This is a genomic window from Devosia sp. Root635, assembly GCF_001427605.1.
Classification (GTDB): domain Bacteria; phylum Pseudomonadota; class Alphaproteobacteria; order Rhizobiales; family Devosiaceae; genus Devosia.
Window position 1 is genome coordinate 67,193 of record NZ_LMGZ01000003.1, and the last position, 17,455, is coordinate 84,647.

Consider the following 17,455-nt stretch of genomic DNA (forward strand, 5'->3'; position numbering starts at 1 on the left):
CGGAAGCGTTCATGCGCAATGCCAGCCTGCATGAGCCAGTGTCGGAATCCGCCCCCAGCGGCCCCGACCTGGATGAGACCGGCGACGAGGCTTACGCCGAATATATGATGCTGGCGGGCGCCCGCCTGCCGGACCGCTTCTTTTCCAACGAGGGAAACGGCTCGAACCGCGATGTGCCGTTCGATCGCAGCCGCGTCGATATCGGTGCCGAGACCGAGGCGATCGACGCGCTGCTGGAACGCACGCGGGATGTGCGGCTTCTGGTGCTGGAGGCCCGGTTCCAAGCGCTGAGCGGCTCGTTTCGCGGCTTTGCCGACAGCCTGCAGGACCTTGCCGAAATGGTGGACCGTTTCTGGGACAGCGTGCATCCTGCCCCGGAAGGCGATGACTTCACCCGCCGGACCAATGCCATCGAGGAACTGGAAAACCAGGTCCACGTCATCCTGCCGTTGACCTTTGCCCCGATCGTCGGCAGCGGCGGCGGGGCGACCAGCTATCGCAGCTACATGCTCGCCACCGAACGGGCGCGCCCCCGCGAAGAGGAGCCGGTCCCCACACTCGACGCCGTCACCGAGGGCCTTTCCTCGCCGCGCAATACCGAACAGGCAACGATCGCGGCAACGGCCGTATCGGACGCCGTCGCAGCACTGAATGCCATCCAGGCCATGTTTCGCAGCAAGGCGGGTCATGCCAGCGTGCCCAGCTTCGAGCGGCAGCTCAAGCTACTGGGCGACATCACGGCCTTGCTCGCGGAACTGCGGCCGGACCTCGTGCCATCCGGCGCCGCCGAAGCGGCTGGTCCGGGCGCGGACATCGCCGGGCCGGCGCCCGTGCAGGCCGCCCCCACGGTCGGCGCCGTCAGGATTGCCACCCAGAGCGAGGCCTCATCGGCGCTCCGGGCGATCGAGGACTATTTCCAGACCCGTGAACCTTCGGCCCCGGCCTTGATCCTGGTGCACCAGGCCCGCATGCTGTTCGGCAAGCCGCTGGTCAGCGTGCTCGAGGCGCTGCTGCCCGATGCGGCCACCGTGATCGCGCTGCGGTTCGACGGGGCTGGGCAGTTCGATATCGGCTTTGACCAGATGCGCTCCGTAACCGACGATGCCGCCGTGGCCGGAGCGGCGGCGAGCGAGGCCGAGCAGGCTCCGGACGGCACGGTCTTCAGCGCGGAATCGCGCAGCGACGCGACCGCGCTGATGCTGGGCGTCGAGGGATTTTACCGTCTGGTCGAGCCATCGAGCCCGATACCGCTGCTGCTGAGCAAAGCAAGAGCCTTGCTCAACAAGGATTTTTCCGCACTTCTGGGCGAGTTGCTTCCGCCATCGGACTCGTAACTTTGGTTGACTTTTAGGCAGTTAAGAAGTTTGACAAAACGCGGCCCGTCTGGTCTGCTTGGCAGTAAGTAGGAGGCTTGTGATGGCATCGGATTCCGGTCAGAAATTCATCAAGCGCAACCGTCCACCGCGTGTGCAGATCGGTTATGAAGACCCCTACGACTCCCAGAAGCAGATCGAGCTGCCATTCGTAATGGCGGTGATGTCGGATTTGTCCGGCAATGCTTCCGAGGTCGAGAAGCCGGCAATTGCCGACAGAAAACTCGTCGATGTCGACATGGACAATCTCGACAAATACATGAAATCGGTGGCTCCGGCGGCGGCGTTCCGCGTCGACAACAAGCTCAGCGACAACAGCGGCGAAAAACTCGGCGTCAGCCTGACGTTCAATTCCATGGACGACTTCTCGCCGGCCGGCGTCGCCCGGCAGGTTCCGGCGCTCAAGGTGTTGCTTGAGGCGCGGGAGCAACTGGCCAATCTTCAGCGCTACATGGACGGCAAGACGGGGGCCGAGGAACAGCTCCGCAAGCTGTTGGCCGACCCACAACTCATGGCGGCTCTGCAGGAGCGCAAGGTGACGTCGGACGACGAAAAGGCATAAGCGCCTGCTATCCGCTTAGTTTCGAGATACGGGGGACCAGATGAGCCAATTGGAATCCGATACCAGCCGCGCCGGACAGGCCCCAGCCGAGCAGGTCGATGAGTTTGCCAATCTGCTGAAGCAGAATTTCAAGCCGCGCACCGAGCGCGCCGAGACCGAAATCGACAATGCCGTGACGACGCTGGTCAAGCAGGCGCTGGCCGATTCGAGCGTCATCCGCGAAGACGTGCTGGACACGATCGAGGAGATGATCGCCCGGCTCGACGAGAAACTTTCGGTGCAGGTCAACGAGATCCTGCATGCGCCCGAATTCCAGTCGGTGGAAAGCGCCTGGCGCGGGCTTACCTACCTGATCAACCATTCCGAGACGGATTCAACGCTCAAGATCAAGGTGATGAATGTCACCAAGTCGGAGCTGTTCCGTCACGCCAAGGACTTTCCCGACGCCAAGTGGGACCAGAGCCCGCTGTTCAAGCAGCTCTATGAATATGAATTCGGCCAGCTCGGCGGCCAGCCCTATGGCGCGCTGGTCGGCGATTATTATTTCGACCACTCGGCGCCCGACATTGCCGTCATGAAGTCGCTCAGCAAGATCGGCGCGGCAGCACATTGCATGGTCATTTCGGGCGCCAATCCCACGCTGATGGGCATGGATAGCTGGACCGACCTGACCAAGCCGCGCGACCTGGGCAAGGTATTCGATACTCCGGAATATGCCGCCTGGAAGTCGCTGCGCGACTCCGAGAATTCCCGCTATCTTGGCCTGTGCCTGCCGCGCGTGTTGTCGCGCGAACCCTACGGCGCCAAGACCCTGCCGGTTGCCGAATTTGCCTTCGAAGAGCAGACCGACGGACATACGGGCGAAAAATACGCCTGGATGAACGCCTCCTATGCGATGGCGGCAAATATCAACCGGGCCTTCAAGGAATATGGCTGGACCACCCGAATTCGCGGTGTGCAGTCCGGCGGCGAGGTCATGGACCTTCCGGTGCATACCTTCCCTACCGACGATGGCAGCGTCGACCTGAAATGCCCGACCGAAATCGCCATTGGCGACCGGCGCGAAGCCGAATTGTCCAAGTCCGGCCTGTTGCCGCTCATTCACCGCAAGAATACCGACAAGGCGGCCTTTATCGGCGCGCAGTCGGTCTATCAGCCGCATAGCTATCTCGACGCCGAGGCGACTGCTTCGGACAACCTGTCCTCGCGTATTCCGTACATGTTCGCGGTCTCGCGCTTTGCGCATTACCTCAAGCATATGGTGCGGGACTGGATCGGCCAGGGCTACGAGCGCGAGGAATTGCAGCGCCGGCTGAGCGAATGGGTAATGCAATATGTCCTGGCCAACCCGTCCACGGCGGGCGAGGCGGCCAAGGCCGAGCGCCCCCTGGCCGAGGCGCGGGTCGATGTGTTCGAGGATGAGGAAAACCCCGGCTATTACGGCGCCCGCTTCTATCTGCGGCCGCATTATCAACTCGAAGGCATGGACATCGGACTCAGCCTCGTGTCGCGACTTCCCGGCACGAAGGAATAACACCTTTCTTGCGTACCACTCGGCGCTGGCGTGGCCGCTGGACCAGCGCATCTCGGTAGAAATGGGAGACCGAAATGGCAGTTGACATGTTCCTGAAGATTGACCCGATCAAGGGGGAGTCCAAGGACGCTAAGTACAAGGACCTGATCGACGTACTCGCCTTCAGTTGGGGTGCGTCCAACTCGGCTTCGTTTGCATCGGGTGGTGGCGGCGGCACTGGCAAGGTCAATGTCCAGGATTTGTCGCTCACCAAATATCAGGACAAGGCGAGCCCGCTGCTGTTTCTCGGTTGTGCCCAGGGCACCCACTACAAAACCGCGGAAATGGTGGTTCGCAAGGCCGGCGACAAACCGCTGGACTATCTCAAGATCAAGCTGACGGACGTGCTGATTTCTTCCCTGTCGAATGGCGGAAGCCTCGGCGAAGACCGGCTGACCGAAAATGTCACCCTCGCCTACGGCAAGATCGAAATCGAATATACACCGCAGAAGCAGGATGGCTCCGGCGACGCCGTGGTGAAAGCCGGCTGGAGCATCGTCGAAAACAAGAAGGCCTAGGACCGATCGACATTCGGCGCAGGCGTGCCGAAAATGGCGGCGCTCGATGCCGGACCCAAGCGCATGTAGTTGTGTGAGGACCGGAAGTGCAGAGAACCGGCATTTGCGGGCCGACATCGGTTGGATGGCGGTGGCCTGCGGGGCATGTCTTTCGAAAGCAGGCACCGGAAGAGCTAAAGCGCGTAGAGCGAAACTGAAAGATCGCGATGCGCCTTGGCAGGCCGGTGCGGGTATGGAGGGCGCTCGTGGTATCATCGGAACAGCAGAAGCAGCGCCTGCAAATTCCCCTGATGCTCGCTTTTCGCGATGCGTTCGAGAAGCGAGACGCCGCCAGCGAGGAGGGAAGCTGGGTCGATGGCGAGCGCGTCATCGCCGATCGCAACAGCGTTCGCCGCGGCGCGGCCGAGTCCATGCTCAAGCGCGACCTGGGCGTCGATCTCGGGTCACTCGTGGATACGGTCAACCTGGCGTCGAGCGTGGACCTGGAACCCCTCCCCTATGTCGCGCGGTCGGTGCTCAATTTCGGGCTGCCGGACCTGTCCGGTGTCACGGTCGGCACCGACGAGGTCGACGTCGTCGGCACCAATCTCCGAGCCGCCCTGCTGCGCCATGAACCGCGCCTCAATGCCAGGACGCTGTCGGTGCAGCGCGACGAGGGCAGCGAAGACCTCGACGAGCGCGTCCGCTTCAAGGTCTATGCCGAGTTGCTCAGCCGCCCGCTGGACATATTGGTCGAATTCGTAGCCGAGGTGGATGTCGGGGCGGGCAAAGTACACGTCCCGCGCCTGCCCGGGGTGTCATGAACCGCGAATTTCTCGAGCATTATGAGCGCGAGTTGCGGATCCTCTACGAACAGGCCCGCGACTTTTCCGCCGAATATCCGGGTATTGCCGAGCGGCTTGGCGGCCTGACCGAAAATGCAATGGATCCGGGCCTGGCCGGGCTGCTGGAGGGCGCGGCCTTTCTGGCCGCCCGCGTGCAGCTCAAGCTCAAGAGCGAGTTCAGCGAATTCACCAATGCGCTCCTGGAACAGTTGGTGCCCAATTATCTGGCGCCTCTTGCCTCTTCGGTCCTGGTGCAGGCGTCGCCCAAATTCGAAAATCCCAATCTGCTGAAAGGCGTGAACTTCCCGGCGGGAAGCTATATCGATGCCGTCTATGTCGAACGCGAGCGGCGCGTGTCGTGCCGCTATCAGCTTGGCGCCGACCTGACGCTCTGGCCCTTGCAGATCGAGCGGGCCGAATATTACCCGACCCCCGCCCCCTTGCATGCGCTGGGAATGAATACGCCGCCCGAAACCTTGGCCGGCCTGCGGCTGACCCTGCTCAACCGCAACAGCAGCCCCGACCGCGACGTAGCGGGCAGGCCGCATCCGGGCGCCCCGATGGCCAATCTGGCCATCGACCGTTTGCCGATCTATTTCAATACCAACGCCGCCGATGGCAGCGCGCTTTACGAGCAATTGTTCGCCCATTGCGCGCGTATCACCCTGCGTTACGAGACGGCAGATGGCGATGTCCAGTTCCGGCCATTGCCACTCGACAGCCTGCAGCAGATCGGCTTCGGGGATTCCGACGCCCTGGTGCCGGGCGATGACCGGGTCTTTGCCGGCTTCGACCGGCTGCGCGAGTATTTTGCCTTTCCCGCCAAGTTTCGCGGCTTCGTGCTGACCAATCTGCGCATGGCGCTCGGCCGTCTGCCGGTGAGCCGGGTCGACATCATCTTCGAGATGGACCAGGCGACCCCTCGGCTCGCCCCGCTGGTCACGGCATCCTTCTTCGCGCTCTACGCCGTGCCGGCGACCAATCTGTTCGAATTGAGCTGCAGCCGCATCCCGCTCAGCCGCAATCAGCACGAGTACCAGATCGTGCCCGATCGCAGCCGCACGCTGGATTTCGAGGCGCATCGCGTGCTCGACGTGTTTGCCCATTATCCGAACCGCAAGGACAAGGTTCCCGTGCTGCCGCTCTATAGCCTGCCTGATGGCGGCGTGCGGGCGGAAAACGCGGTCTACTACACCGTGCGGCGCCTGCCCCGCCTGCCCACCGAGCGCGAGCGGCGGTTCGGCAGCCAGAGCAGCTATGTCGGAACCGAAACCTTTATCTCGATCGTCGAGCCGGCCGGGCTCGATGACAATGAGCGGATAAAGGAGATCAGCGTTCGCGCCCTGGTCTCGAACCGCCATCTCACCGAAGCGCTGCCGGTCGGCGACAGCGGCGCCGATTTCCGTCTTTCGGACGACATGGCCATTTCGCTGCGGTGCCTGGCCGGGCCGACGCCGCCACGGGATTCGCTGGTGCATCGCGACCGCGTGGAACGCGATGCCAGCCGCCCGAGCCCGATTGCCTGGCGCCTGATCAACTTCCTGTCCTTCAGCCATCTGGGACTGGTCGATCGGCCCGATGCGCGTGCCGGCGGTCTGCGGGAGATGCTGGCGGTATTCGCCGATGTTTCCGACACGCTGACCGAGCGGCAGATCAGGGGTATTGCGGGCATCGAGAGCCGCCCCATCGTCCGCCACCTGCGGCAGGCCAACGGCTTCAACGCAGCACGCGGCATCGAGATCACCGTCACGCTGGACGAAAAGGCCTTCGAGGGCGCCGGCATCATGATCCTGGGGGCCGCGCTGGACCGGTTCTTTGCCGAATACACCTCGATCAACAGTTTCACCCAGACTGTCATTGCCTCGAGTCAACGCGGCGCGGTGATGCGCTGGCCACCGCGCTCCGGGCTGGGGAGCGTGTTGTGACCGAACGGCAGGACCTCGAACGGAACCCCCAGTTGTTCGACCTGTTCCGCGTGCTGCGCGAACTGGAACGCTCATCCCCGGACAAGCCGCGTATCGGCGACGGGACTACGGTGGCGCAGGAAGTCGTGGCCCTGGCGCAGGATCCGTTCGCCGGCTTTGCCGCGTCCAATATCACCAGGATCGACGCCACCGCCCGCGGCACGCCGCGCGTCTTCACCCAGTTCATGGGCTATTTCGGCCCGCAGGGCGCCCTGCCCCTCAACACCACGCTGGATGCCCTGAACTGGTTGCAGCGCGACCCTTCCTTTGCGCGCTTTGCCGACCTGTTCGCCAACCGGTTCCAGCAACTGTTCTTTCGCGCCTGGGCCGATTCCCGCCCGATCGCCCATCACGATCGGCCCAGGGAAGACAAATTCGCCCGCTATGTGGGGGCCTTTTCAGGCATCGGCACCCCCGCTGCCACCGAGCGCGACGCGGTGCCTGACCTCGCCAAGCTCGCCTATTCGGGACTGGTCTCGTCGCGGGTCAAGAGCGCGCGCCGGCTGGCGCAACTGCTGCGCGGAACCATGGGCCTTGATGTCTGGATTGTCGAGCGCGTGGGCGCTTGGCTGACATTCGAGCCCGATGCGCGGACATCGCTGGGCGCCCGAGGCTCATCATTGGGCCAGGACACCGTGCTCGGCACGCGGGCCTATTCGATCAACGACAAGTTCCGCATCCTGCTCAAGGCGGAGAGCCTGGAGCAATACAATACCATGCTGCCGGGCGGCGAGGTGGCGCGCAAGATTGCCGACCTGGTATTCTATTACGCCGGGCACCGCTTCGAATATGATGTCGAGCTGCAACTGCCCGCGAAGCTCGCACCGGCGGCCCGGCTCGGGGTCAGCGGCCAGCTCGGCTGGACAGCATGGGTAGCACCGCCACCAGTGGCGGCCGACGACGACCACTATCTCGATGACGCCCGGTTCGACCTGAGCCAGCGGCGCAGCGCCGGAGCCTTGTAGCATTCATTTGATCGGGGGATACGATGAGCGACATCAGCCTGGAGACCGTTACCGGCAAACTTAATCGGCTGGGCTACGACACATTCATGCAGTCGCTGCGCCACGCCAAGAACGCCGGAAACCGCAATCTGGAGCTGGCGCACTGGATGTTCCAGATCGTCAGCAACGACCGTTCGGACGTGACGCTGACGCTGGCCCATTACGGTATCGACCGCTCCAAGGTGCTGGCCGAGATCGGCGCGGCGCTCGATGGCTTCCGCAAGAACGAGACCGAGATGCCGGGCATCGCCGATCCCATCAACGATGCGCTGGATCGCGGCTGGTACTATGCCACGCTGATGTTCGGAGAAGCCCAGATCCGCACCGGGCACATTCTGCTGGCTGCCCTCAAGGATCTCAAGCTGCGCCCTTCGCTGCAACAGGCCTCCCGCAGCTTGATGCAGATCAGCGCCGATACGCTGGCAGGCGAGGCCAACACGGTCTGGGCGCAGTCCGATGAGGAGAATCTGCGCCCGATGGATGGCTCGGGACTGGCGGCGCCGGCCGCTGGCGCCTCGGGCGATGCGCCGCGCGGCAACACGGCCTTATCGCGCTATTCCATCGACATGACCGCCACCGCCGAGTCCGGCAAGATGGACCCGATTGTCGGGCGCGACGACGAAATCCGCCAGCTGATCGACGTATTGATGCGGCGGCGCCAGAACAACCCCATCCTGACCGGCGAGGCCGGCGTCGGCAAGACGGCGGTGGTGGAGGGTTTTGCCCAGCGGCTGGCATCGGGCGACGTGCCGCCCCAGCTCAAGGGCGTGCGCCTGCATGCGCTCGATATCGGCCTGATGCAGGCCGGTGCTTCGATGAAGGGGGAGTTCGAACAGCGGCTGCGCTCGCTGATCGACGAGGTGCAGGCCTCCCCGACCCCGCTCATCCTGTTCATCGACGAGGCCCATACGCTGATCGGCGCCGGCGGCAATGCTGGCACGGGCGACGCCGCCAATCTGCTCAAGCCGGCTCTGGCCCGTGGTACCTTGCGCACCATCGGCGCGACGACCTGGTCGGAATATCGGCAGTATTTCGAGAAGGATCCCGCCCTGACCCGGCGTTTCCAGCCGGTCGCGGTGGAGGAGCCGTCCGTCGAAAAGGCCGCCTATATGCTGCGGGGCATTCTCAAGCCGATGGAGGCCCATCATCGGGTCCGCATCTCCGACGCGGCAGTGGTCGCGGCGGTTACCCTCTCGGCCCGCTACATCCCGGCCCGCCAATTGCCCGACAAGGCGGTCAGCCTGCTCGACACCGCCTGCGCCCGCGTCGCGATCAGCCAGAGCACGACGCCGGCGGCGATAGCCGATCTCAAGGACGCCATCCAGTCGCGCAAGGAAGAGCTGACGGCCATCGACCGCCAGAGCGACATCGGCGGCGGCAATCCGCGGCGGACGGCCGAACTCGACGGCGAGATCGCCGACATCGAGGTCCGGCTGGCAGAACTGACCGAACTACACCAACGCGAAAGCGCGCTGGTCGACCAAATCTCGGCCTTGCGCGCCAAATTGCTGGAGGAAACCGACGAGACCGTGCCGGCCGAGGGGCCTTCGACGCGCGAGCAGATTGCTGCCCTCGTGGCCGAACTGAACGGCTTCGAGGCCGATACGCGCATGGTCTACCCCTATGTGGATGAGCAGGCCGTGGCAGCCGTGGTGTCGGACTGGACCGGCATTCCGGTGGGCAAGATGGTGAGCGACGAGATGGCCAGCATCCTCAAGCTCGCCGAAACGCTCAAGAAGCGCGTCGTGGGGCAGGACCACGGCCTGGAGATGATCGCCAAGCGCATCGAGACCAACCGGGCCAAGCTCGACAATCCCAATAAGCCCATCGGCGTGTTCATGCTGTGCGGCCCGTCCGGCGTCGGCAAGACCGAGACGGCGCTCGCGCTGGCCGAGGCGCTCTATGGCGGCGAGCAGTCCATCATCACCATCAACATGTCCGAATTCCAGGAAGCCCATACGGTGTCCCTGCTCAAGGGCGCCCCTCCGGGCTATGTCGGCTATGGCGAAGGCGGCCGCCTGACCGAAGCGGTGCGGCGCAAGCCCTACAGCGTCGTGCTGCTCGACGAGGTGGAAAAGGCCCATCCCGATGTGCACGAGCTGTTCTTCCAGGTGTTCGACAAGGGCCAGATGGAAGACGGCAATGGTCGGGTGATCGATTTCAAGAACTGCCTGATCATCCTCACCTCCAATGTGGGCACCGACATCATCATGCACATGGCTGAGCGCGGCCAGACCAGGCCCACGCCGGCCGAACTGGAAGAGGCGCTCAAGCCATCGCTGGTGCAGGTGTTCCCGCCCGCCCTGCTCGGCCGCATCGTGACGATCCCGTATTTTCCGCTATCGCCCGACATGCTGGCGGGGATCGTTCGCATCCAGCTCAACCGCATCAAGCGCCGGGTGGCCGAAAACCACGAGGCGGAGTTCGTCTATTCGGACGCGGTGGTGGATTACATCGCATCGCGTTGCAACGATCCCGATTCCGGCGGGCGAATGATCGACAACATCCTGACCAACTCGCTGCTGCCGGAACTGTCGCGGCACTATCTCAACCGCATGATCGGCAAGCAACCGATCTCCAGGGAGAGCGTGGATGTCGTGGACGGCGTCCTGGTATACGACATCGTTTAGACGCAGCTATCGGGAATCCACAGAGCCTCGTGGACGCCAGAGTTGCCGGTCAGGCGTTACTGGCCCCAAACGCGCCCGCCGTCGGCCATCAGGGTTTGGCCGGTGATCCACTTTGCGCGGTCGGATGCAAGAAACAGCGTCAGCTCGGCCACTTGCGTACCATCGTCTGCCCATCCGAGGGGCACCATGTCCTTGACCATCTTGTCGAACTGCTCGCCGCGGGGCAGATCGTCGAGGCGAGAGGTGTCGTTGAAACCGGGGCAGATCGTATTGACCCGAATATTCTCGGACGCGAGTTCCAGCGCCATCACGCGGCCAAGCGCGTTGATCGCCGCCTTGGAGCTGGCATAGGCGCCGAGCCGGGGGCCAGCCGTGCGCGACGCAACAGTCGATATGTTGACGATGTTGCCGCCGGAACCCTGGGCAAGCATGGTGCGCGCGGCGGCGCGAGACATCAAAAACGTGCCCTCGACATTGATCGAATAGACCTTTCTCAAGGTCTCGATATCCAGCTCCACGACGGGCCGTCGATCCGAGCCCCGGCTCATTGCGGCGTTGTTGACCAAAATATCAAGGCGCCCGAACGCGCCAAGCGTGTCGGCAATCAGGCGATCCACCGATGCTTCATCGGCGATGTCGGTGATGGCGGTCAGCGCCGTGCCGCCCAACTGGCGGATTTCTTCGGCAACGCTTTCCACGTCGCGCCAGCCCGCCGCTTTCTCATCGTCCGGATAGGACTGCGAAGACCGCCCGGACCCTGTCACCACGACGCTGGCACCGGCGCGTGCCAGTGTCGTTGCGATGCGCCTTCCAATGCTGCGCATTCGACCGGCGCCGGTAACAATGGCCACCTTGCCGTCGAGTTCTGCCTCACCGAATTGCTGCGCAGCGGGGTCCATCGACCTGCTCCTGTTCGTTCACTGGCGCGCGTCCAGGAGTTCCTGCATGGCCCGCGCGGCCTGCTTGAGTTCGGGGAGGTAACGGTCGACGAACTGCGACCCCTCATATTTGAGCGTCGCACTCGTCGACAGGCCGTAGCGAACGCGACCCTTGACGACGAGCGGCACTGCCACCGAAGCCATTCCGATGGCCGTTTCCTGATCGACCAGATTCCACCCTTTCTGATATGCGGCACGCGCCTGTTCTCTCAGCGTCGCCACGCTGCGAACAGTGAAGGGCGTAACCTCGGGGAGGGTCGTTATCCCCTCGTAGAGCGCGCTGAATTCCTCATCGCTCATGGCGCCGAGCAGCAATTTCCCGGTGGATGAGGCATGGGCGGGGAAACGGGTGCCAACGGTCATATAGTCCCGCTCCAGCCGCCGTGCCGTCGCACGCGCCACGCAGACCACCTCGCGGTCCACCAGCATCATGATCGAGCAGGATTCGTTGAGTTTGTCGGATAGCTCGGACAGCCGTGGTTGCAGCAGGTTGAGCGCCGGCAGCGTCATCAGATAGGTGTAACCGAGCTGGAGCGTGCGCGCCGCCAGATGATAGCGCTTGTCCTCCTCGCTATAGCCGACATAGCCCAGCGTCGTGAGCGTCAGCAGGACGCGGCGAGCCGACCCCGGACTGAGCCCGACCTTGCTGGCGATGCGGCTCAGCGTCATCTGCGGCGCATCGGCATCGAAAGCCTCGATCACCGCCAGTCCCTTGGCCAGCGATTTTATGAATTCGGGGTCGTCAGGGTGTTCGGCTTTCAAGGGTGTTTCTTTCCGGCAACTGGCAGCGGCTGCGTCATCATTTCATGGCTGTTCATGTGCGCCTAGTCCCAAGCCAGGTGGTCAACACCGGCAGGCTTGGGGGGCGTCGCCCAATAGGAGGGGGTTTCGGAAAAGGCAACGATCGGCCGCGGGTGCTCGATCGGGCCAAAGGCAGACGGCGTCACCTGCAGGTCTTCGCTGGCGACCTGGGGCAAGGCAGCGACGCCTCCCGGCGCTTCCGGCCATTGCGATGCCGGGAGCTGACCGAGATCCTGCAGCCACATCGAGGTGCCGGTGAGTGATACATTGACGCGATAGGAGCCACCTGCCCGCGCGCGCTGGACCAGGGCACTCACCACGCCGGCCGCGGCGCAATAGCCCGCCAGATAGTCGTTGAGCGTGAAGGTCGAGGCCAAAGCGGGCATATCCATGCTGCCTTCACCGATGGCCAGGCCGCTGACCACCTGACCAAAGGGGTCGTAGCCGGCGCGGTTGGCCCAAGGGCCGTCGCTGCCATAGCAACTGACGCTGGCATAAACCAGACCGGGTCGCAATTCGGCCAGTTGCTCAAAAGACAGGCCATATGCTTCGAGCGAGCCGGGCCGCCACGAATGGACGAACACATCCGCCTTGGCAATCAGGGCCAGGAGTTCGTCGCGATCGCGGTCCGAACGGAGGTCGGCGAATGCAGTGCGCTTGCCGAAGGCGGTGTCGGCGATAACGTGGTTTGGATCGGGCATATGCGGCGGCGATACGTGAATGACGTCCGCGCCCTGTTCGGCCAGGGTGCGAGACACGACCGGCCCGGCCAGGACATGGCCCATGTCGACGACGCGAATCCCTTGCAGCGGGCGCCTGGCCGGCCCCAGCGGCTCGGCGTCGCTCTCGCTCATCCGTTTTACCTCCACCGGAGTCCTGCCCGCCAGGTTGCGCCCCTGGGGATGGGACAGCCATTCCTCACGGGTACGGGCCAGCGCGCCCATCGCCTTGGCTTCGGCGAGGACTTGCTCCAGTTCGAGCGCGTCATGTCGCCGGACGGCGCGGGCGATGGATTGGGTATCGGGCGAACAGTCGAGGCAGCTGAGCAGCCGCGTGAAATGTTCATGGTAGAAGGCGTGGCGCAGCAGATACATCTGGCGCCCATCGCGGGTTTCAAAGAACACCTGACGCTCGCTGGCAGGCCGCTGCAGTTGCAGCGCATGACGACCACGCCGCACATAGGCGAGCGTCCGCAGGCCGGGCACCGCCGCCTTTGCCAGATCGACGTCGATGGACTGGGAGCCATTGCCGCGCAACCGCCATATCTCGGCAATGCCGGCCGCAAAAGCAGCGAGCGCGGATGCGCTGGCAAGGCCCGGCCGGTACCGACTGGGCACAACGGGATCCTGCCCGCGGATGGTGATGTGTTCGGACCAATGGTCAGCGGGCAGCGCCAGCTTTTGCAGGAGATCCGATAATGCCGCATTTGCATATGTCATGCGTTGCCTCAAAGTTTTCCGTAATGCGGATATATTTTCGTTATACGGAATAATAGCGAAGGCGCCGGCATAAGCAATAGATGTTCCGTGGTCGTCATGATGAGGGGGCTGGCGCAGGCTCAGCACGTGCACCGCGGCTTCCGCGCCTGCCCTTCTCTGGCGGATTCCAGCACGCTGAAGTTGGGGGTTGACGGCGCCAGCCACAGCGCGCACTATCGATATACGGAAAAATTTCCGCTATACGGAAAATAGCTAAGGGAGGGAACTTTGATTTGCAGCCGGTTGAAAACTTCGTTGATCGCCGCAACCTCGGTCGTGGCGCTGGCCATGACAGGAGGCATGGTCCAGGCACAGGACTACCCCACTAGGGCGATCGACGTGATCGTGCCGCTGCCCGCCGGTTCGGCGGCCGACGGCGTGGCGCGTATCGTTCTTCCCAAGATGGAGGAAATCCTGAAACAGCCTATGGTCATCGAGAATATCGGTGGCGCCGCGCATATTCCAGGCATGGTGCGCGCTTCCGAGCAGGATCCCGATGGCTATCATCTGCTCTGGGCGACCATCGCCGACTTCTCGTCCAATCCCAATCTTTATGCCGACCTGCCCTATGCGGCCGAGGATTTCGCCCCCATCGGCCGGGCCTCGGCCCAAACGCTGATCATGGCCGTGCCCACCGCGTCCGGCATCACCACGCCGGCCGAATTCGTTGAAAAGGCCAAGAACGAAAGTCTGTCTTACGCCTCAACCGGCATTGGCAACTCCAATCACCTGCTCGGCGAGATGCTGATGCGCGATGCCGGCATCTCGCTGCGCCATATTCCCTATGAAGGCGGTTCAGCGGCGGTTCTCGATCTCATGCGCGGCGAGACCGACATGATGTTCTACTCCCTGTCGCAGTTCCAGCCCGGCCTGCAATCGGGCGAGCTGACGCTGCTCGCGATTACCGCGGAACAACGCTCGGTCTTCACGCCCGACCTGCCGACCATGCAGGAACTCGGCTATGACGATGTGCTCGTGTCGTCATGGTATGCGCTGTTCGCGCCGGCCGGTACGCCCGAGGACTATATCGACACGCTGTTCGACGCACTGAACCAAGCGCTCGCCGATCCCGAGGTCGTCGCGGCGCTGGAACAAACCGGTACCGAAGTATGGACCAGCGGTTCGCCCGCAGAATTCGCTGAATTCCTGGCAACCGAGCGCGGCCGCTATGCTGCGCTGGTCGAGGCGATCGGCCTCGAGAAGCGCTGATCGACATTCGATCACGGAGGGGCGGCTGCGTTCGCCCCTCCGCCCGCCGCCACCGCGGCGCGATCCACCCATCAAATCTTTGGAGACTACTGATGCCACGTCCAGGCAGCGAGGCCGTTATTGCCGGATTGGGGGAACCCCCTGTCGGCCGGCTCACGGGAAAAACCCCCACCGAGCTTCACATCGATGCCGCCATGCTGGCGATCGAGGATTCGGGCATCGACAAGCACGATATCGATGGTCTGATGACCACCGGCACGTTCCTCAATGACAATATCCGCCATCACATGATGATCGGCGAGCATCTCGGCATTCACTGCAAGACCTTCGTCGACACGCTGCGCACCGGCGGGCATTCCTATCTCAACGGCGTGCAGGTGGCCCAGTGGGCCGTGGAAAGCGGTTTGTGCAAGGCCGTGCTTCTGCTGCGGGGCGACACGACCTTATCCGGCGTGCCCAAGGGCACCTCGATGAAGGCCTATATCGAATATGGCGCCCACCCCATCGAATTCGAAGTTCCCTTCGGAATTTCAGTGCCGGGCGTCTATGCCATGCTGGCACAGCGCCACATGCACGAATACGGCACCACATCCGAGCAACTGGCCAATATCGCCGTGGCGTGCCGGAAACATGCCGCGCTCAACCCCAAGGCATTCAAGCGCGACCCGATCACGGTCGACGATGTGCTGAATTCGCGCCTCGTCTCGACCCCGTTGCACCTGCTCGATTGCAGCCCGCCATCGGATGGCGCCGGGGCCATTCTTATCACCTCGCGCGAGCGCGCCAGGGATCTCAAAGCCAAGCCCGTACGCATCCTGGGCACCGGGCAGGCGCAGTCCTACTATCACCTGGCCCATCTCGCCCGCGCCACGGGGGCGCGGCCGGAAGACAAGTCCCGCTTCAGCCTGACCAAGACGGTGCAGTCGGTTGCCGCCGAACGCGCCTTTGGCATGGCAGGCGTCAAACCGAGCGATATCGATGTCGCCCAGCTCTATGACTCCTTCACCATCACCGTGCTGATGCAGTTCGAAGATCTCGGCTTCTGCGCCAAGGGCGAGGGCGGGGCTTTCACCGAAAACGGACGCATCGAATTGGGTGGCGACCTGCCGGTCAACACGCATGGGGGCCTGCTGTCCTTCGGGTCCTCGGGTGGCATCAACCACATCATCGAGGCCGTCCGCCAGGTGCGCGGCGAATGCGGCGAGCGCCAGGTCAAGGACGTGGAACTCTCGCTGGCAACCAATGTCAGCGCCGTCGCCTCCAATCACTCCATTGCCATCTTCGGCCGGGACTGAGGATACAGTCATGACACGATATTTGCCTGAACCGACCAAGATATCGAAGCCGTTCTGGGATTCCTGCAAGGCCGAGGCGATGGAAATCCAGCGCTGCGCCGATTGCGGAACCTATGCGTATTACCCGGTCTATGTCTGTCCGGAATGCGCGTCCCGCCAGCTCGAATGGACTCGCGTGAGCGGCCGGGGAACAGTCTATACCTACACCGTCGCGGCACAATCGGTCTTCGAGGGCATCGACGGACCCATCGTGGTGGCGCTGATCGAGCTCGAAGAGGGCGCGATGATGACCTCCAACATCAAGACCAACGATCCGCACGGCGTCCATATCGGCATGCCGGTGAGGCTGGCCTACGAACCGGTCTCCGATGACATCACCCTGCCGGTTTTCGAGGTGGCGTCATGAAGTTGGCGACCTTCGTCCATGAGGGCGTGGAACGGCCGGGGGTAGTGGTCGGCGACCGGATCGTGCCGACGCCCCATGCCTCGCTGCTGGCCTTGATCCAGGCCGGCCCCAGCGCAATCGCAGAGGCCGGCAAACTGGCGGCTTCGGCCGGCACGAGCGGCGGATATCGCCTGAACGCGGTGTCCCTGCGGGCGCCGATCCCAAATCCACCGCGCAACGTGTTCTGCGTCGGCCGGAACTACAAGCTGCATATCGAAGAGGGCGCACGCGCCCGCGGCGTCGCCGCGGACTATCCCCGCATGCCGGAATTCTTCACCAAGGCCACCCACGCCGTGTGTGGACCGGGTGATGACATTCGCCTGCCGGGCATCACGCAGAAGCTCGACTACGAGGTCGAGCTCGCCTTCGTCATCGGCAAGCGTGGCCGGGATATCAAGGCGCGGGACGCGGGGGATCATATCCTTGGATACATGGTTCTCAACGATGTAACGGCGCGTGACCTGCAGCGTGGCCATGGCCAGTGGTTCAAGGGAAAATCGCTCGACACCACCTGCCCTGTCGGACCGTGGATCGTTACCTCCGACGAATTCGACGTGACCGCCGACCACCGTATCTGGCTGAGCGTCAATGGAGAAATGCGCCAGGATTCGCTGACCACCGACATGGTGTTCGACTGTGCGGCGATCCTGGAGAGCCTGTCCGCCGGCCTGACCGTCGAGCCCGGAGACATCATCACCACCGGAACGCCTTCGGGCGTCGGCCTGGGCATGGATCCGCAGGTCTGGCTGCGGGACGGCGACATCATGGAAGCCGGAATCGACGGCATCGGCTCAATCACCAACACCATACGCGCGGTCTGACCACCGATGCGGGAGACAGA

General features: G+C 63.4%; 15 protein-coding genes. 12 read left to right on the forward strand and 3 right to left on the reverse strand.

Annotated elements, in window-relative coordinates:
* The first annotated feature begins 11 nt into the window (after positions 1 to 11).
* The 8 genes from ASD80_RS02975 to tssH all read left to right on the forward strand — a co-directional run bounded on the left by ASD80_RS02975 (position 12) and on the right by tssH (position 10,448).
* On the forward strand, positions 12 to 1,334 hold the full coding sequence (locus tag ASD80_RS02975; RefSeq protein WP_056228739.1) for an ImpA family type VI secretion system protein: 1,323 nt from the start codon (positions 12 to 14) through the stop codon (positions 1,332 to 1,334).
* An 82-nt stretch (positions 1,335 to 1,416) separates the two neighbouring features.
* Positions 1,417 to 1,935, forward strand: a complete 519-nt coding sequence (gene tssB / locus ASD80_RS02980) for a type VI secretion system contractile sheath small subunit (protein ID WP_056228741.1) — start codon at positions 1,417 to 1,419, stop codon at positions 1,933 to 1,935.
* A gap of 40 nt (positions 1,936 to 1,975) precedes the next feature.
* Positions 1,976 to 3,469, forward strand: coding sequence for a type VI secretion system contractile sheath large subunit (gene tssC / locus ASD80_RS02985; RefSeq protein ID WP_056228744.1), 1,494 nt, complete (start codon positions 1,976 to 1,978; stop codon positions 3,467 to 3,469).
* Positions 3,470 to 3,543: 74 nt separating this feature from the next.
* Complete coding sequence (locus tag ASD80_RS02990) at positions 3,544 to 4,026, forward strand: Hcp family type VI secretion system effector (RefSeq protein WP_056228747.1); 483 nt, start codon at positions 3,544 to 3,546, stop codon at positions 4,024 to 4,026.
* 245 nt (positions 4,027 to 4,271) lie between these two features.
* Complete coding sequence (locus ASD80_RS02995) at positions 4,272 to 4,829, forward strand: type VI secretion system baseplate subunit TssE (RefSeq protein ID WP_162247306.1); 558 nt, start codon at positions 4,272 to 4,274, stop codon at positions 4,827 to 4,829.
* Complete coding sequence (gene tssF / locus ASD80_RS03000) at positions 4,826 to 6,775, forward strand: type VI secretion system baseplate subunit TssF (RefSeq protein ID WP_056228753.1); 1,950 nt, start codon at positions 4,826 to 4,828, stop codon at positions 6,773 to 6,775. Before ASD80_RS02995 ends, tssF begins: the two co-directional genes overlap by 4 nt.
* Positions 6,772 to 7,779, forward strand: coding sequence for a type VI secretion system baseplate subunit TssG (gene tssG, locus ASD80_RS03005; protein ID WP_056228756.1), 1,008 nt, complete (start codon positions 6,772 to 6,774; stop codon positions 7,777 to 7,779). Before tssF ends, tssG begins: the two co-directional genes overlap by 4 nt.
* A gap of 23 nt (positions 7,780 to 7,802) precedes the next feature.
* Positions 7,803 to 10,448, forward strand: a complete 2,646-nt coding sequence (gene tssH, locus ASD80_RS03010) for a type VI secretion system ATPase TssH (protein ID WP_056228759.1) — start codon at positions 7,803 to 7,805, stop codon at positions 10,446 to 10,448.
* A gap of 56 nt (positions 10,449 to 10,504) precedes the next feature.
* Here the strand turns inward: tssH and ASD80_RS03015 are convergent, their stop codons facing one another.
* From ASD80_RS03015 to ASD80_RS03025, 3 genes are all read right to left on the reverse strand, one after another.
* The gene (locus ASD80_RS03015) at positions 10,505 to 11,347 is read right to left on the reverse strand and encodes an SDR family NAD(P)-dependent oxidoreductase (protein ID WP_056228761.1); all 843 of its coding nucleotides are present in this window, start codon (positions 11,345 to 11,347) and stop codon (positions 10,505 to 10,507) included.
* Positions 11,348 to 11,365: 18 nt separating this feature from the next.
* Positions 11,366 to 12,148, reverse strand: coding sequence for an IclR family transcriptional regulator C-terminal domain-containing protein (locus ASD80_RS03020; RefSeq protein ID WP_056228764.1), 783 nt, complete (start codon positions 12,146 to 12,148; stop codon positions 11,366 to 11,368).
* A 62-nt stretch (positions 12,149 to 12,210) separates the two neighbouring features.
* Positions 12,211 to 13,626: a CoA transferase gene (locus tag ASD80_RS03025; protein WP_056228767.1), complete on the reverse strand. Its 1,416-nt coding sequence runs from the start codon at positions 13,624 to 13,626 to the stop codon at positions 12,211 to 12,213.
* A gap of 294 nt (positions 13,627 to 13,920) precedes the next feature.
* On the opposite strand from ASD80_RS03025, the gene ASD80_RS03030 reads away from it, so the two are divergent.
* The 4 genes from ASD80_RS03030 to ASD80_RS03045 all read left to right on the forward strand — a co-directional run bounded on the left by ASD80_RS03030 (position 13,921) and on the right by ASD80_RS03045 (position 17,435).
* On the forward strand, positions 13,921 to 14,874 hold the full coding sequence (locus tag ASD80_RS03030; protein ID WP_056228769.1) for a Bug family tripartite tricarboxylate transporter substrate binding protein: 954 nt from the start codon (positions 13,921 to 13,923) through the stop codon (positions 14,872 to 14,874).
* Between the two features lie 92 nt (positions 14,875 to 14,966).
* Complete coding sequence (locus ASD80_RS18905) at positions 14,967 to 16,169, forward strand: thiolase family protein (RefSeq protein ID WP_056228773.1); 1,203 nt, start codon at positions 14,967 to 14,969, stop codon at positions 16,167 to 16,169.
* A 10-nt stretch (positions 16,170 to 16,179) separates the two neighbouring features.
* Positions 16,180 to 16,575, forward strand: a complete 396-nt coding sequence (locus tag ASD80_RS03040) for a Zn-ribbon domain-containing OB-fold protein (RefSeq protein ID WP_056228776.1) — start codon at positions 16,180 to 16,182, stop codon at positions 16,573 to 16,575.
* Entirely contained in the window at positions 16,572 to 17,435 is an 864-nt protein-coding gene (locus ASD80_RS03045; RefSeq protein ID WP_056228778.1) for a fumarylacetoacetate hydrolase family protein, read from the forward strand. Before ASD80_RS03040 ends, ASD80_RS03045 begins: the two co-directional genes overlap by 4 nt.
* The last annotated feature ends 20 nt before the right edge of the window (positions 17,436 to 17,455 follow it).